At 71.4% G+C, this 23,842-nt stretch carries 18 protein-coding genes and 1 pseudogene; 10 read left to right on the top strand and 9 right to left on the bottom strand.

From position 1 onward, the window contains the following. Nucleotides 1–201: 201 nt before the first annotated feature. Nucleotides 202–1,071: a phosphatase PAP2 family protein gene (locus AB0N14_RS35825; RefSeq protein ID WP_366029881.1), complete on the top strand. Its 870-nt coding sequence runs from the start codon at nt 202–204 to the stop codon at nt 1,069–1,071. A gap of 18 nt (nt 1,072–1,089) precedes the next feature. On the opposite strand, the gene AB0N14_RS35820 is transcribed toward AB0N14_RS35825, so the two are convergent. Both AB0N14_RS35820 and AB0N14_RS35815 read right to left on the bottom strand, forming a co-directional pair. Next, complete coding sequence (locus AB0N14_RS35820; RefSeq protein ID WP_366029880.1) at nt 1,090–4,089, bottom strand: bifunctional [glutamine synthetase] adenylyltransferase/[glutamine synthetase]-adenylyl-L-tyrosine phosphorylase; 3,000 nt, start codon at nt 4,087–4,089, stop codon at nt 1,090–1,092. A 464-nt stretch (nt 4,090–4,553) separates the two neighbouring features. Then, on the bottom strand, nt 4,554–5,489 hold the full coding sequence (locus AB0N14_RS35815; RefSeq protein ID WP_366029879.1) for a DUF72 domain-containing protein: 936 nt from the start codon (nt 5,487–5,489) through the stop codon (nt 4,554–4,556). Nucleotides 5,490–5,659: 170 nt separating this feature from the next. On the opposite strand from AB0N14_RS35815, the gene AB0N14_RS35810 reads away from it, so the two are divergent. The 3 genes from AB0N14_RS35810 to AB0N14_RS35800 are packed head-to-tail and all read left to right on the top strand — an operon-like array spanning nt 5,660 to nt 8,932. Further along, nucleotides 5,660–6,547, top strand: coding sequence for an alkaline phosphatase family protein (locus tag AB0N14_RS35810; protein ID WP_366029877.1), 888 nt, complete (start codon nt 5,660–5,662; stop codon nt 6,545–6,547). Nucleotide 6,548: 1 nt separating this feature from the next. Next, complete coding sequence (locus tag AB0N14_RS35805) at nt 6,549–7,820, top strand: MFS transporter (RefSeq protein WP_366029876.1); 1,272 nt, start codon at nt 6,549–6,551, stop codon at nt 7,818–7,820. Beyond that, nucleotides 7,817–8,932, top strand: coding sequence for a TolB-like translocation protein (locus AB0N14_RS35800; RefSeq protein ID WP_366029875.1), 1,116 nt, complete (start codon nt 7,817–7,819; stop codon nt 8,930–8,932). Before AB0N14_RS35805 ends, AB0N14_RS35800 begins: the two co-directional genes overlap by 4 nt. Here the strand turns inward: AB0N14_RS35800 and AB0N14_RS35795 are convergent. Then, nucleotides 8,859–9,542 carry a DUF899 family protein gene (locus tag AB0N14_RS35795; RefSeq protein ID WP_366029874.1) on the bottom strand — a complete coding sequence of 228 codons (684 nt, stop codon included), beginning with the start codon at nt 9,540–9,542 and terminating at the stop codon, nt 8,859–8,861. The two genes, AB0N14_RS35800 and AB0N14_RS35795, sit on opposite strands and share 74 nt — an antisense overlap. Nucleotides 9,543–9,673: 131 nt before the next feature. Continuing rightward, nucleotides 9,674–11,035 carry a type I glutamate--ammonia ligase gene (gene glnA / locus AB0N14_RS35790; RefSeq protein WP_200417070.1) on the bottom strand — a complete coding sequence of 454 codons (1,362 nt, stop codon included), beginning with the start codon at nt 11,033–11,035 and terminating at the stop codon, nt 9,674–9,676. Between the two features lie 318 nt (nt 11,036–11,353). On the opposite strand from glnA, the gene AB0N14_RS35785 reads away from it, so the two are divergent. Then, nucleotides 11,354–12,535: a globin domain-containing protein gene (locus AB0N14_RS35785; protein ID WP_366029873.1), complete on the top strand. Its 1,182-nt coding sequence runs from the start codon at nt 11,354–11,356 to the stop codon at nt 12,533–12,535. A gap of 437 nt (nt 12,536–12,972) precedes the next feature. Here the strand turns inward: AB0N14_RS35785 and AB0N14_RS35780 are convergent, their stop codons facing one another. After that, nucleotides 12,973–13,407 carry an Rrf2 family transcriptional regulator gene (locus tag AB0N14_RS35780; RefSeq protein WP_366029872.1) on the bottom strand — a complete coding sequence of 145 codons (435 nt, stop codon included), beginning with the start codon at nt 13,405–13,407 and terminating at the stop codon, nt 12,973–12,975. Nucleotides 13,408–13,559: 152 nt separating this feature from the next. Here AB0N14_RS35780 and AB0N14_RS35775 point away from each other — a divergent pair, with 152 nt between their 5' ends. The 4 genes from AB0N14_RS35775 to AB0N14_RS35760 all read left to right on the top strand — a co-directional run bounded on the left by AB0N14_RS35775 (nt 13,560) and on the right by AB0N14_RS35760 (nt 19,327). Further along, complete coding sequence (locus AB0N14_RS35775; protein WP_366029871.1) at nt 13,560–14,288, top strand: DUF3105 domain-containing protein; 729 nt, start codon at nt 13,560–13,562, stop codon at nt 14,286–14,288. Next, nucleotides 14,285–14,914: a DUF305 domain-containing protein gene (locus AB0N14_RS35770; protein WP_366029870.1), complete on the top strand. Its 630-nt coding sequence runs from the start codon at nt 14,285–14,287 to the stop codon at nt 14,912–14,914. The genes AB0N14_RS35775 and AB0N14_RS35770 overlap by 4 nt, the downstream gene beginning before the upstream one ends. Nucleotides 14,915–15,209: 295 nt before the next feature. After that, nucleotides 15,210–17,153 carry a S53 family peptidase gene (locus AB0N14_RS35765; RefSeq protein WP_366029869.1) on the top strand — a complete coding sequence of 648 codons (1,944 nt, stop codon included), beginning with the start codon at nt 15,210–15,212 and terminating at the stop codon, nt 17,151–17,153. 125 nt (nt 17,154–17,278) lie between these two features. Continuing rightward, nucleotides 17,279–19,327, top strand: coding sequence for an NAD(+) synthase (locus AB0N14_RS35760; RefSeq protein ID WP_366029868.1), 2,049 nt, complete (start codon nt 17,279–17,281; stop codon nt 19,325–19,327). Nucleotides 19,328–19,461: 134 nt separating this feature from the next. Here the strand turns inward: AB0N14_RS35760 and AB0N14_RS35755 are convergent. Next, nucleotides 19,462–19,658 (bottom strand): annotated as a pseudogene (locus tag AB0N14_RS35755) (hypothetical protein); the annotation flags it as partial. A gap of 143 nt (nt 19,659–19,801) precedes the next feature. Here AB0N14_RS35755 and AB0N14_RS35750 point away from each other — a divergent pair. Then, a complete protein-coding gene (locus AB0N14_RS35750) occupies nt 19,802–20,401 on the top strand; it encodes a hypothetical protein (RefSeq protein WP_366029867.1) in 600 nt (199 codons plus the stop codon). 199 nt (nt 20,402–20,600) lie between these two features. On the opposite strand, the gene AB0N14_RS35745 is transcribed toward AB0N14_RS35750, so the two are convergent. The 3 genes from AB0N14_RS35745 to AB0N14_RS35735 form a co-directional block, all read right to left on the bottom strand. Continuing rightward, complete coding sequence (locus AB0N14_RS35745) at nt 20,601–21,815, bottom strand: MFS transporter (protein WP_366029866.1); 1,215 nt, start codon at nt 21,813–21,815, stop codon at nt 20,601–20,603. Between the two features lie 100 nt (nt 21,816–21,915). After that, nucleotides 21,916–22,950 (bottom strand): endonuclease/exonuclease/phosphatase family protein, encoded by a 1,035-nt coding sequence (locus tag AB0N14_RS35740; protein WP_366029865.1) that lies wholly within the window; start codon nt 22,948–22,950, stop codon nt 21,916–21,918. A 205-nt stretch (nt 22,951–23,155) separates the two neighbouring features. Then, nucleotides 23,156–23,785: a TetR/AcrR family transcriptional regulator gene (locus AB0N14_RS35735; protein ID WP_366029864.1), complete on the bottom strand. Its 630-nt coding sequence runs from the start codon at nt 23,783–23,785 to the stop codon at nt 23,156–23,158. Between the last annotated feature and the right edge of the window lie 57 nt (nt 23,786–23,842).

Here is a 23,842-nt window from a genome sequence, read left to right as displayed (position 1 = left end):
GCACTCCCCCAAGCTCTTCGAGCAGGGGGTACCCCCAGAGCACGCACCGGACGCCGCTCCTTGACGGGCAAACGTTGCCTGCCGCGGCACTAGGCAGTAGTTCCGGCGCTTTACACCAGTACGCCGGTTGGAGAACGGGTGGCCGGAACCCTGCCGGGGGATGACCGGTGGGGGAACCCTTTTCTGGCAGACTCTGTACCTATGGGTGACAGGACCGTGACGGCGGTGGGGGGCCAGGAGCAGGCCGCTCCCCGGCTCGTCACGGACGACGCGCGGGTCGGCGCGATCCAGGGCGCCCTGCGCCGGGTCCGCACCCCCCGCCGCCCGCGCTTCTGGTTCGAAATCCTGCTGATCGCGCTGAGTTACTGGACCTACTCGCTGATCCGCAACGCCGTGCCGGAGCAGAAGGCCGAGGCGCTGAGCAACGCGGACTGGGTGTGGCGGCTGGAGAACCACCTGGGGATCGCCGTCGAGGACTCGGCCAACCACGCCGTCAACTCGGTGACATGGCTGATCATCGGGATGAACTACTACTACGCCACCCTGCACTTCGTGGTGACGCTGGGTGTGCTGGTGTGGCTGTACCGCAGCCATCCGGGCCGGTACGCGGCCACCCGCCTCGCCCTGTTCGCCACGACCGGCGTGGCGCTGCTCGGCTACTACTTCTTCCCGCTGGCGCCGCCGCGCCTGATGAACGGCGGGCACTTCGTCGACACGGTGGTGGTCCACCACACGTGGGGTTCGATGGCGTCGGGCGACCTGAAGGACATGTCGAACCAGTACGCGGCGATGCCGTCGATGCACATCGGCTGGTCCCTGTGGTGCGGTCTGACCATCTTCGCGCTGTCGACGGTGCCGTGGGCGCGGGTCCTGAGCCTGCTGTACCCGGCGACGACACTGGTCGTGATCGTCGCCACCGCCAACCACTTCTGGCTCGACGCGGTGGGCGGCACGCTCTGCCTGGCGTTCGGCTTCACGGTGGCGCGGGTCTGGTACGGCGCGCTGCCGTACGCACTGCCGCGACGGGTGGCGACGGCGGGCGAGCCCGCGCTGGTGCCGGTACGGGCGTGACCCACCGCCGCCGGCGCGTCACGACCCGTAGAACAGCTTCTCCACCACGCCGCGTGCCCTGCGCGTCGTACGCCGGTAGTCGTCCAGCATGTCCCCGACGTGGCCCGGGCCGTACCCGAGGTAGCGGCCCACGGCGGCCAGCTCGCGGGTCTCGGAGGGGAACGTGTCGCCCGCCCGGCCCCGGACCAGCATCACCGCGTTGCGCACCCGGGTGGCGAGGACCCAGGCCTCGTCCAGGATCGCGGCGTCCTCGTCGGTGATCAGGCCCGCGGCGCAGGCGGCGGCGAGGGCGGCGCGGGTGCGGGTGGTGCGCAGGCCCGGCTCCGACCGGCCGTGCTGGAGCTGCAACAGCTGGACCGTCCACTCCACGTCCGACAGGCCGCCGCGCCCCAGCTTGGTGTGCAGGGTCTTGTCGGCGCCCCGCGGCAGCCGCTCGGACTCCATACGGGCCTTCAGGCGCCGGATCTCGCGCACGGCGTCGTCGCCGAGCCCCTGCGCGGGGTAGCGGAGCGGGTCGACCAGTTCGATGAAACGGCGGCCCAGGTCCTCGTCGCCGGCGACCGGCTCGGCCCGCAGCAGCGCGTGCGCCTCCCACACCAGCGACCAGCGGCGGTAGTAGGCCGCGTACGAGGTCAGGGTGCGCACGAGCGGTCCCGACTTGCCCTCGGGGCGCAGGTCGGCGTCGATCAGCAGGGGCGGGTCGGTGCTCGGGATCTGCAGCAGCCGTCGCATCTCCGAGACCACCTTGTTCGCGGCCTCGGCAGCCTCCCGTTCGTCCACGCCGTCCTGCGGCTCGTGCACGAAGATCACGTCCGCGTCGGAGCCGTAGCCCAGCTCGTGCCCGCCGAAGCGGCCCATGCCGATGACGGCGAACCGGGTGGGCAGGGTCTCGCCCCAGCCGTCACGGACCACGGCCCGCAGTGTGCCCGCCAGGGTCGCCGCCGTCAGGTCCGAGACCGCGCCGCCGACCAGGTCCACCAGGGCACCCTGGTCCGGGCGGGCGGGGATCTCCTCGGTGCCGTAGGAGCCGACGATGTCCGTGGCGGCCGTACGGAACAGCTCCCGCCGCCGTACACCGCGTGCCACCGTGACCGCCTGCTCGGCGTTCTCGGCGCGGCCGACGGCGGCCAGGATCTCCTGCTCGAGGTGGGCGCGGGAGCGGGGTTCGAGTCCGCCGCCGTCCCCGTCGCCGAGCAGGGCCACCGCCTCGGGGGCGCGCATCAGCAGGTCGGGGGCGAGCCGGCCGGCGGACAGCACGCGGGCGAGGTTCTCGGCGGCGGCGCCCTCGTCCCGCAGCAGCCGCAGGTACCACGGGGTCTTGCCGAGCGCGTCGGACACCTTGCGGAAGTTGAGCAGGCCCGCGTCCGGGTCGGCGGAGTCGGCGAACCAGCCGAGCAGCACGGGCAGCAGGGTGCGCTGGATGGCGGCCTTGCGGGTGACGCCGGACGCCAGCGCCTCCAGGTGGCGCAGGGCAGAGGCCGGGTCGGCGTAGCCGAGCGCCACGAGCCGTTCCCGGGCCGCGTCGGGGCTCAACCGGGCCTCGCCGGGGGCGAGTTGGGCGACGGCGTCGAGCAGCGGGCGGTAGAAGAGCTTCTCGTGAAGGCGGCGCACGACGCCGGTGTGCCGCTTCCACTCGCGCCGGAGCGCGGCGACGGGATCGGTGCGCAGGCCCAGGGAGCGGCCCAGCCGACGCAGGTCGGCCTCGTCCTCGGGGACGAGGTGGGTGCGGCGCAGCCGGTAGAGCTGGATGCGGTGCTCCATGGAGCGCAGGAAGCGGTAGGCGTCGTCGAGCTGCGCGGCGTCGGCGCGACCGACGTAACCGCCGGCGGCGAGGGCCTTGAGCGCGTCGAGGGTGGTGCCGCTGCGCAGCGAGGAGTCGGACCGCCCGTGCACCAACTGCAGCAGCTGGACGGCGAACTCCACGTCCCGCAGGCCGCCCGGACCGAGCTTCAGCTCACGCTCGACCTCCCCCGCGGGGATGTTCTCGACGACCCGGCGGCGCATCTTCTGCACGTCGGCGACGAAGTTCTCCCGCTCGGCCACCTGCCAGACGAGCGGGGCCAGGGTGGCGACGTACTCCTCGCCGAGGTCGAGGTCGCCGGCCACCGGGCGCGCCTTGAGCAGGGCCTGGAACTCCCAGGTCTTCGCCCAGCGCTGGTAGTAGGCGAGGTGACTGGCCAGGGTGCGCACCAGCGGACCGTTTCTGCCCTCGGGGCGCAGATTGGCGTCCACCGGCCAGATGCTTCCCTCGACGGTCGTCTCCGAGCAGATCCGCATCATGTGTGAGGCGAGCCGGGTCGCGGCCTGCAGGGCCTTGCGCTCGTCGGCACCGCTCACGGCCTCGCCGACGAAGATGACGTCGACGTCGGAGACGTAGTTGAGCTCGTGGCCGCCGCACTTGCCCATGCCGATCACCGCGAGCCGGCACAGCGCCGCGTCGTCGGGGGCGGCGGCGCGGGCGATGCCCAGGGCGGCACGTAGGGTGGCGGTGGCCAGGTCGGCCAGTTCGGCGGCGGCCTGGGCGACGTCGGTGGTGCCGCAGACGTCGCGGGCGGCGATGGACAGCAGGCAGCGGCGGTAGGCGACGCGCAGTGAGACGGGGTCCGTGGCCTCGGCGAGCTGGCGCTCGAACTCCGTCACGCCTGGGTGCAGGTCGTGCGGCTCGTAGTTGACGAGGGCGTGCCAGTCGCCGGGGTGGCGGGCGAGGTGGTCGGCGAGCGCCGCGGAGGCGCCGAGGACTCCGAGCAGCCGGTCGCGCAGGGGTTTGGCCGAGATCAGCGTGTCGAGGAGCTCGCGGCGGGCGGTGGACGCGGGCTGCGCCTCCAGCAGCCGGACGATGCCGCCCAGCGCGAGATCGGGGTCGGCGGTGGCGCCCAGGGCGTCGAGCAGGACGGGGTCGGACCTGACCGGCGCCAGCTCGACGCTCTCCAGCAGCCGCTCGGCGGCGGAGGGGTCGGTGAAACCGTGTCGCAGCAGTCGCGTGAAGGTGCTGCTTCTGCGCCCCTGGGGCACGGTCATCCCTCGGCCTCCCGAGCATCGAGATCAAGGTCCTGCGGCTTTGAGCGTAACCGGAGACGGGGACGGGAGCGCCAGGGTGGTGCCCTGCGGGGGCGCAGGCCCGCGGGTACGGGGCCGTGCGGGCGCGTGGCAGTGGGTACGCGGATGCGGCGCGGCGGGTGCGGGTGGCGGTGCCCTGCGGGGATGCGGGGCGCGAGTGGTGGTTGGTTGCGGGCACGCGACGCGCGAGTGGCGGTGGTTGCGGGCACGCAAGGCGCCAGTGGCGGTGGTTGCGGGCACGCAAGGCGCCAGTGGCGGTGGTCGCGGGCACGCAAGGCGCCAGTGGCGGTGGTCGCGGGCACGCGGGGCTCGGGTGGTGGCGCCGTGCGGACACGCAGGCGCGAGTGGCGGTGATCTGCGGACACGCAGGCGCGAGTGGCGGCGCCCTAAAGGCACGCCGGCCACGGATGGCCGTGCCACGGGTGTCAGTCCCCCGGCCACAGCCCCGGCAGCGGCGTGAAGGCGTGCCGCTGCTGGTGCGGCACCTGCTCCCCCAGCAGGCGCCGCATCGTCTCCGCCGCGCGGACCGCCGCGTCGGCGCAGCAGTTGTTGAACAGGACGTGCACCTGTTCCGTCCGCTCGGCCAGGCCCCGCACCCGCGGCACCCACTCCGCCAGCTCCTCCTCGGTGTACGCGTGGCGGTAGGCGTCCTCCTTGGACCCGGTGCCCCAGTGCGGGCTGCGCCCGTGAAAGCGGACGACGGCCAGCCGCCGTGTCGTGACCGGCGCGAAGGGCGGCATCGAGGTCGGCAGGTCCCGCGCCGTGTCCACGGCGACCGCGGTGGCGTCCAGATCCGCGAGCAGTGCCGCTGTGGCCGTCTCCCGGTCGCCCCGCCACCAGTCCGGGTGCCGGAACTCGACGGCGAACGGCCAGCCGCGGGCCCGTTCACGGCAGGCGCGTACGAACGCCTCCGACCGTGGGCCGGGAGTGAGCGAGGGAGGGAACTGGAACAGCACCGTCCCGAGCCGTCCGGCCCGCCGCAGCGGCGCCAGCGCTTCGGTGAAGCGCGCCCATGACTCGTCGAGCAGGCCCGCGTCGCCGCCGCCCGGATCCGGGGCGCGCCGTCGGGCCAGGGCCGGCCGCAGGTCGGCGGGCAGCGCGTCCGGCCGCGTGGGATGTCCCGTCAGCAGTGAGAAGGCCTTGACGTCGAAGACGAAGCCGTCCGGTGTCCGCTCCACCCACAGGCGGCTGGTGCGTTCGCTGGGCAGCGCATAGTACGAGGAGTCCGCCTCGACCACGGGAAACCGCTCGGCATAGAACCTCAGCCGCCCCTCCGCGTCGCGCCGCCCCCGTGGATACCAGCCGCTCGCCACCAGCGCCCGGTCCGTCCACGAACACGTCCCCACCAGGATGTCGCCCATGGGCCCCGTGTTACCCGGGGACGTACGGCCATGTCCGGCCGTTGCGGCACGCCGTCAATTCACCGGCTCTTCATCCGCCGGGTCGTGGGGCGTGGGGCCAGAGCACCTTGGCGTGAGCATGCTCTGGCAGCGCTGCCCCTCGTAGCCCCTCCCCTCACCGGAGGTTGATTGTGTCCGGCAGTTCCCTGTACCGCCGCACCCGTACCACCGTGGCGTCCGTGGCGGCCTTCGCCGCAGCAGCGATCGGGCTGTGGACCGGGCTCGGCGATGAGTCCGCGCACGCCGCGGGCTCCGTCCCCAGCCCGGACCACGTGGTCGTCGTGGTCATGGAGAATCACGCGTACAGCCAGATCATCGGCTCCTCTAGCGCCCCGTACATCAACTCGCTGAAGTCCGGCGGCGCCAACCTCACCCAGTCCTACGGCATCACCCACCCCAGCCAGCCCAACTACCTCGCGCTGTTCTCCGGCTCCACCCAGGGCATCACGGACGACAGCTGCTACACCCCCGGCTTCTCCTCCGCCCGCAACCTGGCCTCCGAGCAGCTGGCCGCGGGCCGCACGTGGGCCAGCTACAACGAGTCGCTGCCCAGCCAGGGCTCGACCACGTGCAGCAGCGGCAACTACGCCCGCAAGCACAACCCGTGGTTCGCCTTCAGCAACGTGCCGACGTCCAGCGCCAAGACCTTCGCGCAGTTCCCCACCGACTACACGACGCTGCCCCAGCTGTCCTTCGTCGTCCCCAACCTGTGCAGCGACATGCACGACTGCTCGATCTCGACCGGTGACACCTGGCTGAAGAACAACCTGGGCGCCTACGCCACCTGGGCCAAGACCCACAACAGCCTCCTCGTCGTCACCTTCGACGAGGACAACAAGCTCAGCGGCAACCGCATCCCAACGGTGCTGTACGGCCAGCCGGTGACCCCGGGGTCCAGCACCTCCACCACCTACAACCACTACGACCTGCTGCGCACCCTGGAGGACACCCAGGGCCTGACGACGCACGCGGGCAACGCCGCCTCCGCCACGGACATCACCGGCATCTGGGCGTCGTGACATGTATGTAGCGGACAGCCGTGCCGGTACCCCGGCGCCGGCGTCCGCGGACGGCGCCGCCCGGCCCCGTGCCGGGCGGCGCCTCACCGCGGTCGCCCCGACCGTGCTCGCGCTCGGCGCGGTCAGCCTGATCACCGACGTCTCCTCCGAGATGGTCACGGCGGTGCTCCCGCTGTACCTCGTCACGGGCCTCGGCCTGTCCCCGCTGGGCTTCGGCCTGCTGGACGGCGTCTACAACGGCTTCTCCGCGCTCGTACGGCTCGCCGGAGGCCATCTCGCCGACCGGGGCGGAGGCCGTCACAAGTGGGTGGCGGGCCTCGGCTACGGCATCTCGGCCCTGTGCAAACCCCTTCTGCTGGTGGCCCACACCCTCACCCCCATCGGCCTGGTCCTGGCCGCCGACCGCACCGGCAAGGGCCTGCGCACCGCTCCCCGGGACGCGCTGATCTTTCTCTCCAGCACCCCGGAGACCCGTGGCCGCGCCTTCGGTGTGCACCGTGCGATGGACACGGCGGGCGCGCTGCTCGGCCCGCTCGTGGCGTTCCTGATCCTGCGGGCGACGGTGGACGGCTACGACGCGGTGTTCACGGTGAGCTTCTGCGTGGCCTTGACGGGCGTCCTGGTCCTGGTGCTGTTCGTGCCGGGCGGCCGCGCGCACTCCCCGGCGGCCGGTGACGGCCCCCGGCCGACCCTCCGCGCCGCCCTCGCCCTGCTGCACCGCCGCGACCTGCGCCGTCTCACGGTCTGTGCGCTGCTGCTCGGCCTCGCCACGGTCAGCGACTCCTTCGTCTACCTGCTGCTGCAACGCCGCCTCGGTGTCCCCGACCGCTGGTTCGCGCTGCTGCCGCTGGGCACGGCGGCCGCGTTCCTGCTGCTGGCGATGCCGCTCGGGCGGCTCGCGGACACAGTGGGCCGCTGGCGCGTCTTCCTGGCCGGCCACGCAGCGCTGCTCCTGGCGTACGCCCTGCTGCTCACGTCCTGGCACGCGGCGGCGCTGCCGTACGCCGTGCTCGCCCTGCACGGCGGCTTCTACGCGGCCACCGACGGCGTGTTGATGGCGGCGGCCTCCGACAGCGTCCCCGAGGAACTGCGCTCCTCCGGTCTCGCCCTGGTGCAGACGGGCCAGGCGCTCGCCCGGTTCGCCTGCTCGCTGGGGTTCGGGGCGGCCTGGACGGTGTGGGGCGACCGTACGGCCCTGACGGCCTCCGCGGTGGCGCTCGCGGTGTGCGCGGCCTTCTCCCTGACGACGCTCCGCCCGAAAGGCACGGCATGACGGTACGCACCCGCATCCTCGTCCTGCTGTCGGCCCTCCTGGTCCTGGCGGGGGTCGGCACGGCCTCGGTGCTGCACGCGTCGGCGCGGGCGGAGCGCAGGGACCAGGCCCAGGCCGGCGGCCCTCGGATCACCTCGGGCAAGGTCACGCTCACCGAGCCCGGCCGCATGGTGTTCCGCAACATGGCCTGGGGCCCGCACCGCGACGAACTCACGACAGTCCCGGCGTCGGACCCCTCCGGCCCGCGCACCGCCTCGGGCGTGAAGTGCCTGCGCTTCTACGCCGCCGCGGGCACCGGGGTCTGCCTCCAGGCCGTGCACGGCCCGGTCTCGGACACCTACCGCGCGCTGATCCTCGACGCGTCCCTCCACATCAGGGCGCACTACGACGTCCCGGGCATCCCGTCCCGCGCCCGGGTCTCCCCCAGCGGCCACTACGCGGCGTGGACGGCGTTCGTGGGCGGCGACTCGTACGCGGGAACGAACTTCTCCACTCGTGCGGCGATCGTGGACACCCGCACGGGCGCGCTGACCCCGTCCCTGGAGGCGTACCGCATCGTCAAGGACGGCAGGACGTACCACGCGTCGGACGTGAACCTCTGGGGCGTGACGTTCGCGTCCGACGACCGCACGTTCTACGCGACCCTGGCGACGAAGAGCACGACGTACCTGGTCCGGGGCGACCTGCGCTCCCGCACGGTCACCACCCTCCACGCGAACGTCGAGTGCCCGTCCCTGTCCCCCGACGGCACGCGGATCGCGTACAAGAAGCGGGTGAAGGGCCTGCCCAAGGACGCCCCCTGGCACCTGTACGTGCTGGACCTGCGCACGATGCGCGAAACCCCGCTCGCGGAGACCCGCAGCGTGGACGACCAGGCGGTCTGGCGTGACGAACACACGGTGGTGTACGCGCTGCCGGGCGACTTCGGAGCGGACCTGTACCAGGTCCCGGCGGACGGCACGGGCGCCCCGCGCCGGATCGACAGCGCGGCGGTGTCCCCGGCGTTCGTCGGCGGGGACGGGGCCGGCGTCCTGATCGTCAGTAGTCCAGTCCCGCGAACCAGTCGCCGCGACCGCCCGGGGTCAGGTCGAGGAGGTGCCAGACGGGGTTGAGCAGATCGATGCCGCGCTGGTCGATGTCGTCGGCCATGCGCGGATGCGCGGAGTAGAAGTGGCGGACCGTGCCGTCTCCGTCCCGGGTGAAGACGGAGACGGTGGAGTCCTGCGCGCCGTCCTCGTCCTCGCTGCCGAGGTCGTACTTGAAGGTGCTGTCGCCGCAGCTCAGCAGGCGCAGCCGGGACCAGCCGCGGTTGCGGGCGTGCTTCCGCAGGATGGGCGGGTCGGCCGCGGCGGCGACGGCGAAGTCGGCGCTCCGGGCGATGTGGTGGGCGACGCCGTTGAAGCCGTCGATCCACAGGGTGCACATCGGGCAGGGGTCGGTCTGCAACTTGCCGTACATGAACTGGTAGACGGTCAGCGGCCGGTCCGGGGCGGTGAACAGCCCGCTGAGGGTGACCTCGCGGACGGGGGTGTCGCCCTCGTCGAGGTCCGCCGGGCCTTCGAGGAAGACGTAGTCGTCGACGACAGGGCCCTGAGGGAGCGCCCGGCGCCGGGCCGCGACCTCCTCCCGGTGGCGCATGAGCTCGATCTCGGCGAGCCGGAGTTCTTCGCGGGCGGCGAGGTAGTCGGCGGACTCGCCGGGCAGTCGGGTGTGCCGCACCATCACGACCTCCTGGGTGGGGAGCCCCGAGGTCATTCGAGTCTAGGGCGACACGCCCGAGGGCACAGGGACGCGGCGGGGGCCGACGGTCCGCGACCGTCGGCCCCCGCCCAGCAGACCGCTGAGACCTGCGCCTACAGCACCGGCAGGTTCTTCCGCAGCTCGAACGCGGTCACCTCGCTGCGGTACTCCTCCCACTCCTGCTTCTTGTTGCGCAAGAAGAAGTCGAACACGTGCTCGCCCAGCGTCTCGGCGATCAGATCGCTGCGCTGCATCAGCGCGAGCGCCTCGCCCAGGTTCTGCGGCAGCGGCTCGATGCCCATCGCGCGGCGCTCGGAATCCGTCAGCGCCCACACGTCGTCCTCGGCGCCCGGAGGCAGCTCGTAGCCCTCCTCGATGCCCTTCAGGCCGGCGGCCAGCAGGACCGCGTAGGCCAGGTACGGGTTCGCGCCGGCGTCCAGCGAGCGGACCTCGACACGGGCCGACCCGGTCTTGCCCGGCTTGTACATCGGGACCCGGACCAGGGCCGAGCGGTTGTTGTGCCCCCAGCAGATGTACGACGGCGCCTCGCCGCCGGCGCCCGCGGTGCGCTCGGTGCCGCCCCAGATGCGCTTGTAGGAGTTCACCCACTGGTTGGTGATCGCCGAGGTCTCCCCGGCGTGCCGCAGCAGGCCGGCGATGAAGGAGCGGCCCACCTTGGACAGCTGGTACTCCGCGCCGGACTCGTAGAACGCGTTCCGGTCACCCTCGAACAGGGACAGGTGCGTGTGCATACCGGAGCCGGGGTGCTCGGAGAAGGGCTTCGGCATGAAGGTGGCCTGTACGCCCTGCTCCAGCGCCACCTGCTTCATGACCAGGCGGAACGTCATGATGTTGTCGGCGGTGGACAGCGCGTCGGCGTACCGCAGGTCGATCTCCTGCTGGCCCGGGGCGCCCTCGTGATGGGAGAACTCGACCGAGATGCCCATCGACTCCAGCATGGTGATCGCCTGGCGGCGGAAGTCCATGCCGACGTTCTGCGGGGTGTGGTCGAAGTAGCCGGAGTTGTCGGCCGGCGTCGGGCGGCTGCCGTCCAGCGGCCGGTCCTTCAGCAGGAAGAACTCGATCTCGGGGTGGGTGTAGAAGGTGAAGCCCAGGTCGGAGGCGCGGGCCAGGGCGCGCTTGAGGACGTACCGGGGGTCCGCGAAGGACGGCGAGCCGTCCGGCATGAGGATGTCGCAGAACATACGGGCCGTGCCGGGGGCCTCCGCGCGCCAGGGCAGGACCTGGAAGGTCGACGGGTCCGGCTTGGCGATCATGTCGGACTCGTAGACGCGGGCGAAGCCCTCGATGGCGGAGCCGTCGAAGCCGATGCCCTCGTCGAACGCCTGCTCAAGCTCGGCAGGGGCCACGGCCACGGACTTGAGGAAGCCCAGCACGTCCGTGAACCACAGGCGTACGAACCGGATGTCGCGCTCCTCCAAGGTCCGGAGCACGAACTCCTGCTGCTTGTCCATCTTCCGCTTCCCCATCCTTGCTGGTCAGGCCGCCTGTCTCCCGCACCACGGGAGGCGGTCGGGCACCTGAGCATCCCACCACAACAGCATTTCATGCGCGTTGCGGACCTTGATCGGCCGCCCGACCCCGGGCTGAACGCCTCGCATACGGCAGGTGTCCTGCTCTGACGCCCATCTTGCCTGTTCGGCGGCCCATACGTAATGGCCGATCTCGTCCCTCTCCCGCCTCGTTAAATTTGCATCTCAGATGCAAGTTTTATTACGGTGCCGACGGCCGAGCGGGCCGAAGCCCACCCTTCCTTCACAAAAGGAGTTCCGATGCTCTCCGAACAGTCCGCCGCCACCGTGCGCGCGACCCTCCCCGCCGTCGGCGCCTCACTGGCAGAGATCACCGAGCGCTTCTACGACGGACTGTTCGCCGCCCACCCGGAGCTGCTGCGCGACCTGTTCAACCGCGGCAACCAGGCGGCCGGCACCCAGCGGCAGGCGCTGGCGGGCTCGATCGCCGCCTTCGCCACCCACCTGGTGGAGCACCCGGACGAGTGCCCCGACGTGATGCTGGGCCGTATCGCTCACAAGCACGCCTCGCTGGGCATCACGCCCGAGCAGTACATGGTCGTCCACCAGCACCTCTTCGCGGCCATCGCCGAGGTCCTGGGCGACGCGGTCACCGCCGAGGTCGCCGCCGCCTGGGACGAGGTCTACTGGCTGATGGCGAACGCGCTGATCGCGATCGAGAAGCGGCTGTACGAGGCGAGCGGACAGTCCGGCTGGCGGCGGTGGCGTGTCGTGGGGCGCGTCGAGGAGACGACGGACGTCGCCACCTTCCAGCTCCGCCCGGCCGACGACGGCCCGGTGCCCGACTTCCGCCCCGGCCAGTACGTCTCCGTCCGCGTGGAACTCCCGGACGGTGCCCGGCAGATCCGCCAGTACAGCCTGTCCGCCGCGCCGGGCTCCCCGGTGCGCCAGATCGGCGTCAAGCGCGTCCACGGCGGCGACACGCCGGACGGCGAGGTCTCCGGTCACCTCCACGCGCGCGTGCGTGAGGGGGACACCCTGGAGCTGTCCGCCCCGTACGGAGACCTGGTCCTGGACGCCACCGACGCGCCCCTGCTGCTCGCCTCCGCCGGCATCGGCGTTACCCCGATGATCGCCATGCTGGAGCAGCTCGCCCGCACGGGCCACCGCGCCCCGGTCACCGTGGTGCACGCCGACCGCTCCCCCGCCACGCACGCCCTGCGCACCGACCACGAGGGCTTCGCGGCCAAGCTGCCGGACGCCGCCGTGCACTTCTGGTACGAGCAGGACGCCCCCGAGTCCGCGCACAAGGGCCTGGTGGACCTGTCCGCCGTACCGGTCGCCTCGGGCACGCGCGCGTACCTGTGCGGTCCGCTGCCCTTCCTGCGCGCGGTGCGCGCCCAGCTGATCGAGAAGGGTGTGGCCCCCGCCGACATCCACTACGAGGTGTTCGGACCCGACCTCTGGCTCGCTCAGGACTGATCCCGCCGCGGCTGCCCGGCTGGCCGGTGAGGGGTCCTGGTGCGACGGTGGACTGAAGAGGCTTGTGAGGCAGAAGAGACCTTCGAGGGTGTGAGGTCGAGTCGCCGCGACGGCCCAGCCCACCTCCGTCTCCGCACCGTTGGGGCAGGACACGGCGACCGGGCCGCCGGGCGACGAGCCCGCCCCGACCCCACCGCCGCCGAGCCGTGACTCGTCCGGGACAGCGCCACCTACCTGGCCGACATCGAGGCGTGGCGATGCGAGACGATCTCGCCCGGGGCGTCGGCGCAGACGGGGGAGCCTGCCCCGCCGGGAGCGCGGCGGGGCGGTGGAGCGGCGACCGTACCGCTCAGAAGCAGTCCGCCGTCGCTTGCATCGTATGCAGCAGCCTCAGCAGCCCACAGGCGGGACGAGGTCGAGACCCCGGCCCTTCGCCGTCACAGCACTGAGGGCATACCGAGAAGCAGCGGCCCCGTCGGCGCCGCCACCACGTCCTCGACCGTCACCGGGTCCAGCGAGGCGAAGAACGCCTCCTGGGCCCGGCGCAGCGCGCCCCGCAATCGGCAGCCGGTGTGCAGGGGACAGGGCGTGGCGCCCTCGCAGTCGACGACGTCGCCCTCCCCCTCGAAGCGGCGCACGACCGCGCCGACCGACGCCGTGCGCCCTGCCTCGGTGAGCGTGAGCCCGCCGCCCCGGCCGCGGCGGGCCTCGAGGAGTCCCATGTGCGTCAGTTCGGCCACGACCTTCGCGGCGTGCGTGTACGGCACGTCCATGGCGCCCGCGACCTCGCGGGTCGTGGGGCTGGAGTCGCCGGCGACGGCGAGCCGCATCAGGACCCGCAGCGCCAGGTCGGTGGAGCGCAACAGCCGCATTCCATCAGCGTAGATAATGCGCATCTGGGCTTCAAATTATTCGGTGGGTAGGCCGTCCCCTCGGCCATTCGGGTGGTCCGGCCTAGGTCCAGGGACTTCGGCCCCACTACGATCAGCCGTCCCGAAGGTCCCTTTCCACCGAAGGACGCGCCATGGGCTCCGCCCCCACCCCCGGTTCCGCCGAGCGCAAGGCCCGCATGGAGCAGATGCGCCGTGCGGAACGCGCACGTGAGCGCCGCAACCGCATCCTGACGATCGCGGCGAGCGTGGTCGTCGTCGCCGGTCTCGTCGTCGGCGGGGTGGTCCTCATCGACTCGCAGTCCGGGAACAAGGCCTCCGCGGCGAGCGGCTCGAAGGACTCGGCCGGCGGCTCCAAGGGCTCGGCGAGCGGCTCCAAGGGCCCTGCGAAGAGCGCGAAGGACACCGGCCACTTCGTCACCGGCAAGGACGGTGTGCGGATCTGGACGGGCAGGCTGTCCCGCAACCACGTCACCACGAACGTGTCCTACCCGATGCACCCGCCCGTCGGCGGCGACCACAACCCGGTGTGGCTGAACTGCAACGGCGACGTCTACACCGAGCCGGTCAGGGACGAGAACGCCGTGCACTCGCTGGAGCACGGCGCGGTGTGGGTGACGTACTCCGGCAAGGCGTCGAAGGCCGACGTCGCCGCGCTCGCGGCGAAGGTGAGGAAGACCCCGTACACGCTGATGAGCCCCTACGAGAACCAGGCGAGCCCGATCATGCTCACGGCCTGGGGCCATCAGCTCTCCGTGCGGAGCGCCGGCGACCCGGGCGTCGACAGGTTCCTCGCGACCTACGTCCAGGGCGAGCAGACGCCGGAGCCGGGTGCCTCGTGCACCGGCGGGACGATGCGGTGAGCCGGCACATCGGCTGGATCGCCGGGGCCGCGGCGGCGGCGCTCGTGGCGACGGGCGCGATCACGTACGCGGTCGCCGAGGACGGCGGGTCGGGGAGCGTCCGCGTGCCCGCCGCGGACTCGGCGGACGCCGGCTTCGCACGGGACATGGCGGTCCACCACCAGCAGGCGGTCGAGATGTCGTACATCGTGCGCGACCGCACCAGGAACGAGGAGGTGCGCCGCCTCGCGTACGACATCGCGCAGACGCAGGCCAACCAGCGCGGGATGCTGCTGGGCTGGCTCGACCTGTGGGGGCTGCCGAAGGTGTCCTCCGAGCCGCCGATGACGTGGATGGGCATGGGCGGCATGGCCTCCGGCAAGGACGGCGCGCTGATGCCGGGCATGGCGACCGACACGGAGCTGAGGAAGCTGGGCGAACTCAGCGGCAAGCAGGCGGAGATCCTCTTCCTGCAACTGATGACCGACCACCACAAGGGCGGCATCCACATGGCCGAGGGCTGTGTCGCCAAGTGCACGGTGGGCGTGGAGAAGAGGCTCGCGCAGGCCATGGTCGACGCCCAGCGGTCGGAGATCGACCTGATGACGACGATGCTCGAGGAACGCGGCGCCGAGCCACGCCCCTGACGCCACCGGTCTGCATACAAGTCGACAAAGCGGCATCGAACGGAGTTCGCCGCAAGGGTATCCCGGGAATCGCAACCCTTCCGCAACATACGGGGAATACCCAAATCCGCCCAAACCCCCGGCAGTCGCGGCCACTTGGCGTTTCCTTGGCCTTTTCATTCCCCAGGCATGAACGGTTCATCGAAAGAGTGACCCCCATCGTGTGATCCATTCACCGCGCCGTCATCGCCCGGTGCTCTACGCGGATCACATCGACCGACCACTACATGCGACGAACCGCATCGCAGGGGGTTCTATGAGATCCAACCGCGCCAAGACGCGCGCCGGGGTGGGCCTGGCAGCGACACTGCCGCTGCTCGCCGGCGCACTGGCGCTCGGCATACCCGCGGCGCACGCCGCGGACAACCCCGGCCGGCAGGCTCTCGCGGGCACCAAGCCCGCGTGGGCGACGGCCACGGCGGACAAGGGCGCGACCTCCGACAGCGCCCAGGTCTCCGCCCGGGTCTACCTCGCCGGCCGTGACGCGCGCGGCCTGGCCGCCTACGCGAAGGCCGTCTCCGACCCGCACTCGCCGTTGTACGGCAAGTACCTGAGCGCCAAGCAGACGCAGGCGCGCTTCGGCGCGACCAAGGAGCAGGTCGCCTCGGTCACGTCGTGGCTGAAGGCGTCGGGCCTGAAGGTCACCGCCGTCACGCAGCACTACGTCGCCGTGACCGGTGACGTGGCCGCCGCCGAGAAGGCTTTCGGTACGCAGCTGCACAACTACGCCAAGGGCGGCAAGACCTACCGTGCGCCGTCGAAGGCGGCCACCGCGCCCGAGAGCCTGAAGGGCGCCGTCCTGACCGTCACCGGCCTGGACAACGCCCCCCACAAGGCGAACCACGACGACCAGTTGCCGCCGCCGGAGACCGTCTTCCGCAACTCCGGGCCGTTCTCCTCCTACTACGGCTCGAACACCGCGACGACGCTGCCGGAGGCGTACGGCCACGCGATCCCGTACGCCGTCAAGGGCTACACGGGCAAGCAGCTGCGGGCCGCGTACGGCGCGGGCACCCGCACGGGCAAGGGGGTGCGCATCGCCATCACCGACGCGTACGCCTCCCCGACCATCGCCTTCGACGCGGCCACCTACGCGAAGAAGCACGGCGACGCCGCCTGGACCACCGGCCAGCTGCGCCAGGTGCTGCCCGACCAGTACACCAAGACCAAGGAGTGCTCGGCCGCGGGCTGGTACGGCGAGGAGACGCTCGACGTCGAGGCCGTGCACGCGGTCGCCCCCGCCGCGAACGTCACCTACGTCGGCGCCGCCTCCTGCTACGACGACGACCTGCTCGACTCGCTCAGCAAGGTCGTCGACAACCACCTGGCCGACATCGTCTCCAACTCCTGGGGCGACATCGAGGCCAACCAGACCCCGGACCTCGCGGCCGCCTACGACCAGGTCTTCCAGTTCGGCGCGGCCGAGGGCATCGGCTTCTACTTCTCCTCCGGCGACAACGGTGACGAGGTCGCCAACACCGGTACGAAGCAGGTCGACACCCCTGCCAACTCCGCCTGGGTGACGGCGGTCGGCGGCACCTCGCTGGCGGTCGGCAAGAACGACACGTACCAGTGGGAGACCGGCTGGGGCACCGAGAAGGCTCTGCTGTCGAGCGACGGCAAGAGCTGGGTCGGCTTCCCCGGCGCGTTCACCTCGGGCGCGGGCGGCGGCACCAGCAAGACCGTGGCGGAGCCCGACTACCAGAAGGGCGTCGTCCCGGACGCGCTGGCGAACGCCAACAACGCGACCGGCAACCGCGTCGTCCCGGACATCGCGGCGATCGCCGACCCCAACACCGGTTTCCTGGTCGGCCAGACGCAGACCCTGCCCGATGGCAAGACGCAGGCGTACGACGAGTACCGCATCGGCGGCACCTCACTCGCCGCGCCGGTGATCGCCGCCGTCCAGGCGCTGGCCCAGGAGGCCCGCGGCGGCCAGCCGATCGGCTTCGCCAACCCGGAGATCTACGCCAGGTACGGCTCGAAGGCGTACCACGACGTCACGGACAACCCGACGGGCTCCGGACTCGCCGTGGCGCGCGTCGACTTCGTCGACGGCTACGACGCCACGGGCGGCATCGCCACCTCGGTCCGCAGCCTCGGCAGGGACAGCTCGCTGAGCGCGGTGAAGGGCTACGACGACGTGACCGGCGTGGGATCGCCCGCTCCCGGCTACGTCGAGTCGTACGGGCGCCACTGAGGCACCGCCGGCAACGGCATCTTGAGGGGGCGCGGGGTGGGTCCACCCCGCGCCCCTTCGCCGTGCGTGAGGTGGCACACACCCCGCACCACCCATCGCGTCGCTCTGACGATTACACTGGGCCCGTGCCTCCGTTGAACTTCTGGTCGATCTATCAGCATGGCTTCGCACGCGTCGCCGCGTGCACGGGTCACACCGTCATCGCGGACCCGCACGCCAACGCCGAAGCGGTCCTGCGCCACGCGCGCCGGTGCGCCGGGGAGGGGGTCGCCGTCGCCGTCTTCCCGGAGATGGTGCTGTGCGGCTACTCGATCGAGGACCTGCTGCTCCAGGACGCGCTGCTCGATCAGGTCGAGGAGGCGCTCCAGGAGGTGGTGGCCGGATCGGCCGAGCTGCTGCCGGTCCTGGTCGTCGGTGCCCCGCTCCGCCACCGCAACCGGGTCTACAACTGCGCGGTCATCGTGCACCGCGGCCGCGTCCTCGGTGTCGTGCCCAAGTCGTACCCGCCGAACTACCGGGAGTTCTACGAGCGCCGGCAGATCGGCGACGGCGCCGACGAGCGCGGCGGGTCGATCCGCGTCGGCGGCGAGGCCGTGCCGTTCGGCGTGGATCTGCTGTTCGCGGCCGAGGACGTCCCCGGTCTGGTGCTGCACGCGGAGATCTGCGAGGACATGTGGGTGCCGGTGCCGCCCAGCGCGGAGGCGGCCCTCGCCGGTGCGACCGTCCTCGTCAACCTCTCGGGCAGCCCGATCACGGTCGGGCGGGCCGAGGACCGCAAGCTGCTGTGCCGCTCGGCGTCCTCCCGCTGCCTCGCGGCGTACGTCTACGCGGCGGCCGGCCTCGGCGAGTCGACCACCGACCTGTCCTGGGACGGCCAGACGATGATCTACGAGAACGGCGCGCTGCTGGCCGAGAGCGAGCGGTTCCCGCTCGGCGACAGTTACGCGGTGGCCGACGTGGACCTCGACCTGCTGCGGCAGGAGCGGCAGCGCATGGGCACGTTCGACGACAACCGCCGTACCCACCGGGCGCGGACGGGCGACTTCCGGACGGTCACGTTCGAGCTCGATCCGCCGCTCACCGACCTGGGGCTGCGCCGTCGTCTGGAGCGCTTCCCGTTCGTGCCCGCCGACCCCGACCGCCTCGCCCTGGACTGCTACGAGGCGTACAACATCCAGGTCGAGGGCCTCCAGCAGCGCCTCGCGGCGATCGGCGGCCCGAAGGTGGTCATCGGGGTGTCCGGCGGCCTCGACTCCACGCACGCGCTGATCGTCGCCGCCCGCGCCATGGACCGCGCGGGCCGCCCGCGCAGCGACATCCTCGCCTTCACGCTGCCCGGCTTCGCCACCAGCGACCACACCAAGGACAACGCCCACAAGCTGATGAACTCGCTCGGCGTGACCGCTGCCGAGCTGGACATCACACCCACCGCGCGGCTGATGCTGAAGGAGATGGGCCACCCGTTCGCCTCGGGCGAGCCGGTGTACGACGTCACCTTCGAGAACGTGCAGGCGGGGCTGCGCACCGACTACCTGTTCCGGCTCGCCAACCAGCGCGGCGGCATCGTGCTGGGCACCGGCGACCTGTCGGAGCTGGCGCTCGGCTGGTCCACGTACGGCGTCGGCGACCAGATGAGCCACTACAACGTCAACTCGGGCGTGCCGAAGACGCTGATCCAGCATCTGATCCGCTGGGTCATCAGCAGCGGCCAGTTCGACGAGGAGACGGGTAAGACGCTCGCCGCGATCCTCGACACCGAGATCAGCCCGGAGCTCGTACCGGGCGAGGAGATGCAGTCCACCGAATCCAAGATCGGCCCGTACGCGCTGCACGACTTCACGCTCTTCCACGTGCTGCGGTATGGTTTCCGGCCGTCGAAGATCGCGTTCCTGGCCTGGCACGCCTGGCACGACCCGGAGGCCGGCGCCTGGCCGCCGAACTTCCCCGAGGCCAAGCGGGTGGCGTACGACCTGCCGGAGATCCGGCACTGGCTGGAGGTCTTCTGCCGTCGCTTCTTCGCGTTCGCGCAGTTCAAGCGGTCCGCCATGCCGAACGGGCCGAAGGTCTCGGCCGGCGGTTCGCTCTCCCCGCGCGGCGACTGGCGCGCACCCTCCGACGGCAACGCGCGGGCCTGGCTGCGGGACCTGGCCCGCTTCGACGCCCCGGAGACCTGACGGTGACGGCCCCTGGGCCCCGGTTCACCTCGGCCTGGTCCTGATCGACCAGCTCTCCCAGCGTTGGGGCGTGGATCAGGGAGCGGATCGGAAGACGGTCTGGTGCGAGCTGGCCGAACCGGAGCTGCGGCCTGTCACCGGGAACGGAAGAGCTGTTCGCGCACCCATGCGGGATCGGGGTTGACGTGCGGCCGGCCACGACGACGGTCGGCACGGTCTCGTTGCCGTCGTTGGCCGTCCTCACCGCCGCGGCTCCAGCCGGGTCACGCCAGATGTCGACCCAGTGCGCCTGGCGGGCGCGACGGCCCAACCGGATGCGCAGGCGCAGACAACTGCTCTGCGGAGCATCGGCCGATCAGACGGGAGCGTGCGGGTGGCTGGCAATGGGTACTACATCAAACTTGTACGCGCCAAGGGGCACAAGGCCGGCTTCTACGTGCAGACGTGCTACCCGAAGTGAGAAGGTGAGGGACGATGCCACGTTTCACGCCGTTCGACTTCGGTGTGTCGAGGGTGATGGCTTCCTTCCATCAGGACTGGATCTACGACGGGGATACGGCTGCCGACGTCGTCGCCAAACACCTCGCCGAGTCGGTGGACGAGGAGGCCCTGGCCGTACGCCGTGACGCGCGGGTTCTCGGCAACCTTCCTTCGCCGACGTTGGAGGTGCTGTGGGACGCAGGAGCGCAGTACATGCCGAGCTTCAGGCTCCTGGGGGGAGGAGCCGAGTGGACGCGGACGGTCGTCGGCCTGTGTGACGAGCGGCTGTCGGCGAACGGGGATGTACGCCCGCTCACGGGAGCGGACACCGAGGACGGCGTGGCCTGCCTCGACATGGTCGTCGCCGAGATCGAGGCCGCTCGGTTCCTGGAGCCCGAGGTGCGTGCGGCGCTCACCGACTGCGCGCGCCGCTGCACCCCGGACGTGGCGTTCCGGGTGCTGCTGAGAGCCATCAGATGTGCTCCTCATGCCTCGCTGTCCTCCGAGCAGTACGTGAGGCTGGAAGCCGTCGGATCGGCTCTCCGGTACGGCGAGTTCCTCGTGGACTTCGTCAGGTACCTGGTCGAACAGTAAGAGCAGGACGGACGGCGTTCCTCGCCAGGACCACATCGAGGAGGAACGCCGTCCGGCCCCGGCAGGGCCCCATGCCGCAGACGGCAAGCCCACGTGACGCACCCCACCCCGAACACCCCGCCGCTCCATTCCTCCCGCACCGGATCCAGCCGGTCCGAGCACCGAGTCGGATCGGGTCCAGGGGGCGGAGCCCCCTGGGTCAGAGATGCAGGGCGCCCGACTGCTCCGGCACGTGCGTGGCGACCACTCGGCCCACCCGGACAACCTCCCGCCGCCGGTCCACCGCGTACGCCACGCCTGCCACGCCCAGGCCGAGTACGGCCAGCGTCGCCCCGGCGAGCGCAGGCGAGGTGACCCCGAAGCCCGCCGCCAGCGCGAGGCCGCCGATCCACGCTCCGCCCGCGTTGGCCAGGTTGAACGCCGCCTGGTTCGCCGAGGATGCCAGCGACGGCGCCGCCGACGCCTTCTCCATGACCATGAGCTGCAGCGGCGAGCCGGTGACGAATGCCGCCATGCCCAGCAGCGTGACCGCCAGGGCCGCGCTCCACTCGGCGCTCATCAGGAGCGGGAAGAGGGACAGGACCGCCGCCAGCGACGTCAGGCCGCCGAACAGCGTGCCCCGCAGCGAGTGGTCCGCCAGCCGGCCGCCCACCAGGTTGCCGATCGTCGCGCCCACGCCGAACAGCGCCAGCAGGAGCGTCACGCTCGAGTCGGCGTAGCCCGCCGCGTCGGTCAGCATCGGCGTGACATAGCTGTACGCCGAGAACAGCGCGCCGAAGCCCGCCACCGTCGTCCCCAGCGCCAACCACACGGGCAGCGAGCGCAGGGCGGCCAGTTCGCCGCGCAGACCGCCGGCCGGGGCGTGGGTGTGGTCGTGCGGGATCAGCAGGAAGAGGGATGCGATCGCGGCCAGACCGATCGCGCTCACGCCCAGAAACGTCGCGCGCCACCCCAGATGTTGCCCCATCAGTGTCGCGACCGGCACACCGGCGATGTTCGCGACGGTCAGGCCCATGAACATCAGCGACACGGAGCGGGCCTTGCGCTCGGGCGCCACCAGGTTGGTGGCGACGACCGCGCCGACGCCGAAGAACGCGCCGTGCGGCAGCCCGCTCAGGAAGCGGGCGGCCAGCAGCCAGTCGTAGCCGGGCGCCAGCGCCGAGAGGGCGTTGCCCAGCACGAACAGGGCCATCAGGCCGATCAGGACCGTACGCCTGGACATGCGCGCCGTGACCGCGGCGAGCAGCGGCGCGCCGATCACCACGCCCAGGGCGTACGCCGAGACCAGGTGCCCGGCAGTGGGGATGGATGTGTGCAGGTCGTCCGCGACATTGGGCAGAAGGCCCATCATCACGAACTCGGTTGTTCCGATGCCGAAGGCGCCCACGGCGAGGGCGAGCAGGGCCAGGGGCATGAAGTGCCTGTGCCTTTCCAAAACGGTTTCCGTACGTCGTCGTCTGCGTTCGTATGTTCACGTACGGAACAAAGCCTGGCAGGCCCAGTATTCCGCGAGGTTAAGGGGTGGTGACGTTCACACGCGCCGCCACCGGCAGATGGTCGCTCCCCGTGCGCGGCAGCGTCCACGAGCTCACCGGGTTCACGCCCCTGACCATGATCTGGTCGATCCGGGCCATCGGGAACGACGCCGGCCAGCTGAACCCGAAGCCGCTGCCGGCCGCGCCCTGCGTCGAGCGCATCTGGGAGGTGACGGCGTTGAGCGCCCGGTCGTTCATGGTGCCGTTCAGGTCGCCGAGCAGGATCACCTTGCTCAGCTTCTCCTCGGCGATGGCCTCCCCCAGCGCGTCCGCGCTGGTGTCCCGCTGCCGCGCGGTGAACCCGGCCGCCAGCTTCACCCGTACGGAGGGCATGTGGGCGACGTAGACGGCGACCTCGCCCTCCGGCGTGTTCACGGTGGCCCGCATCGCCCGCGTCCAGCCCAGTTTGATGTCCACGGGCTCGACCCCGCTCAGCGGGTACTTGCTCCACAGCCCGACCGTGCCCTGCACCGAGTGGTACCGGTACGTCGACGCCAGCGCCCGCTCGTACACCGGCGCCGCGGACGCCTTCAGCTCCTCCAGCGCCAGCACGTCCGCCCCGGACGCGGCCACGTCCCGGGCGGTGGCGGACGGGTCGGGGTTGTCGGCGTTCACGTTGTGCGTGGCGACGGTCAGGTCGCCGCCGGTGCCGCTCTTGTCGCCGAGCAGCCCACCGAAGAGGTTCAGCCAGACCGTCACGGGCAGCAGCACCGCGATCAGCGCCGTCGCCGACTTCCGCAGCAGCGCGAGGATCAGCAGCAGCGGCACGCCGACGATCCCGAACCAGGGCAGGAACGTCTCCGTCAGGGAGCCGGTGTTTCCGATCCTGTTGGGGATCCGCGCGTGCAGCAGCATCACCAGCGCGAGGACCACCGCGAGCGCGGCCAGGACGATGCCGCGACGCCAGATGCCGCGGTCACCGCGCAGTCGGTCGTACAGGCGCCGGAGCCGGGGTCCTCTGCGGCCCGGTCCCGTGCCGCCGCCACCCGTCTCCGTCGTGTACGCCTGCGCCATACCGTCGCCTCACACCTTGCCGTGCACACCGTCATCCCCCCGCGGTAACGACCCTAGGGGATGATCGGCTCCGTCCCTGCCGCCCCATGGCGGCCGTACGCGCACGAGGACGAACAAGGCGGCGTCCGAAGTTCCGAACGGGGGTTCCTGAGGGGCCTTCTGTGACGAAACGCGCACATACGCGCGGGAAACCGGCACGTGGGCGTTACGATCTCACGGCTCGTAGGCCTTCCAGGGCCGTGTCGACGATCCGCTCGCTCAGGCCCTCCTCGAGCGGTGCCTCCGGGCGCAGCAGGGAGCGTACGAGCATGGGGGCGACCAGCATGTCGTTCATCAGGTCGATGTCCACGTCCGTGCGCAGCTCGCCGTTCCGCTGTCCGCGGCGCAGGATGTCGAGGCTGAGCCGGCGCCAGGGTGCTATGACGGTCGCGTGATAGGCGGCCCAGATCTTGGGGCTGGACTTCATCTGCGCCTGCACGTTGCGCAGGATCGCCGAGGAGCGGCTGGCGAGGGCGCGCTGCCGCAGCCACTCCAGCAGCATGACCAGGTCGTCGCGCATCGAGGTGCCCGGCAGTTCGGGGTCCTCGGGGTCGGCGGAGCACAGGACGTCGACGAAGAGGTCCTCCTTGTTGTTCCACCGCCGGTAGATGGTGGCCTTGCCGACGCCCGCGGTGCGGGCGATGCGCTCTATGGACAGGTCGGCGAGGGACACGCCGTCCTCCATGAGCTTCATCACCCCTTCGATGATGGCCCGTTCGACGGCTTCGCTGCGCGGTCGTCCGCGCACGGGCCACTCCTGCTGCTGGGTCCGGGGCCTGCTCTCGGCGAGGCTCACGTTCGACTCCGTCCTTGGCCGGCGATGGGGTGTTCCCCCGCTGTCTGTCGTCAACGG

Origin of the sequence: Streptomyces sp. NPDC051104, from assembly GCF_040682835.1 — a bacterium.
GTDB classification, from domain to species: domain Bacteria; phylum Actinomycetota; class Actinomycetes; order Streptomycetales; family Streptomycetaceae; genus Streptomyces; species Streptomyces cynarae.
The sequence above is the reverse complement of the archived record's forward strand: the minus strand, read 5'-3'. Positions and strand labels throughout refer to the sequence as shown.

Coding starts and splice junctions, on each gene's coding strand:
- AB0N14_RS35820 (WP_366029880.1), bottom strand. CDS start 4,089: ATGACCGTGCCCCAGGGGCGCAGAAGCAGCACCTTCACGCGACTGCTG.
- AB0N14_RS35785 (WP_366029873.1), top strand. CDS start 11,354: ATGCTCTCCGAACAGTCCGCCGCCACCGTGCGCGCGACCCTCCCCGCC.
- AB0N14_RS35765 (WP_366029869.1), top strand. CDS start 15,210: ATGAGATCCAACCGCGCCAAGACGCGCGCCGGGGTGGGCCTGGCAGCG.
- AB0N14_RS35745 (WP_366029866.1), bottom strand. CDS start 21,815: ATGCCCCTGGCCCTGCTCGCCCTCGCCGTGGGCGCCTTCGGCATCGGA.
- AB0N14_RS35750 (WP_366029867.1), top strand. CDS start 19,802: ATGCCACGTTTCACGCCGTTCGACTTCGGTGTGTCGAGGGTGATGGCT.
- AB0N14_RS35805 (WP_366029876.1), top strand. CDS start 6,549: ATGTATGTAGCGGACAGCCGTGCCGGTACCCCGGCGCCGGCGTCCGCG.
- AB0N14_RS35795 (WP_366029874.1), bottom strand. CDS start 9,542: ATGGTGCGGCACACCCGACTGCCCGGCGAGTCCGCCGACTACCTCGCC.
- AB0N14_RS35815 (WP_366029879.1), bottom strand. CDS start 5,489: ATGGGCGACATCCTGGTGGGGACGTGTTCGTGGACGGACCGGGCGCTG.
- AB0N14_RS35780 (WP_366029872.1), bottom strand. CDS start 13,407: ATGCGGCTGTTGCGCTCCACCGACCTGGCGCTGCGGGTCCTGATGCGG.
- AB0N14_RS35740 (WP_366029865.1), bottom strand. CDS start 22,950: ATGGCGCAGGCGTACACGACGGAGACGGGTGGCGGCGGCACGGGACCG.
- glnA (WP_200417070.1), bottom strand. CDS start 11,035: ATGGACAAGCAGCAGGAGTTCGTGCTCCGGACCTTGGAGGAGCGCGAC.
- AB0N14_RS35800 (WP_366029875.1), top strand. CDS start 7,817: ATGACGGTACGCACCCGCATCCTCGTCCTGCTGTCGGCCCTCCTGGTC.
- AB0N14_RS35825 (WP_366029881.1), top strand. CDS start 202: ATGGGTGACAGGACCGTGACGGCGGTGGGGGGCCAGGAGCAGGCCGCT.
- AB0N14_RS35775 (WP_366029871.1), top strand. CDS start 13,560: ATGGGCTCCGCCCCCACCCCCGGTTCCGCCGAGCGCAAGGCCCGCATG.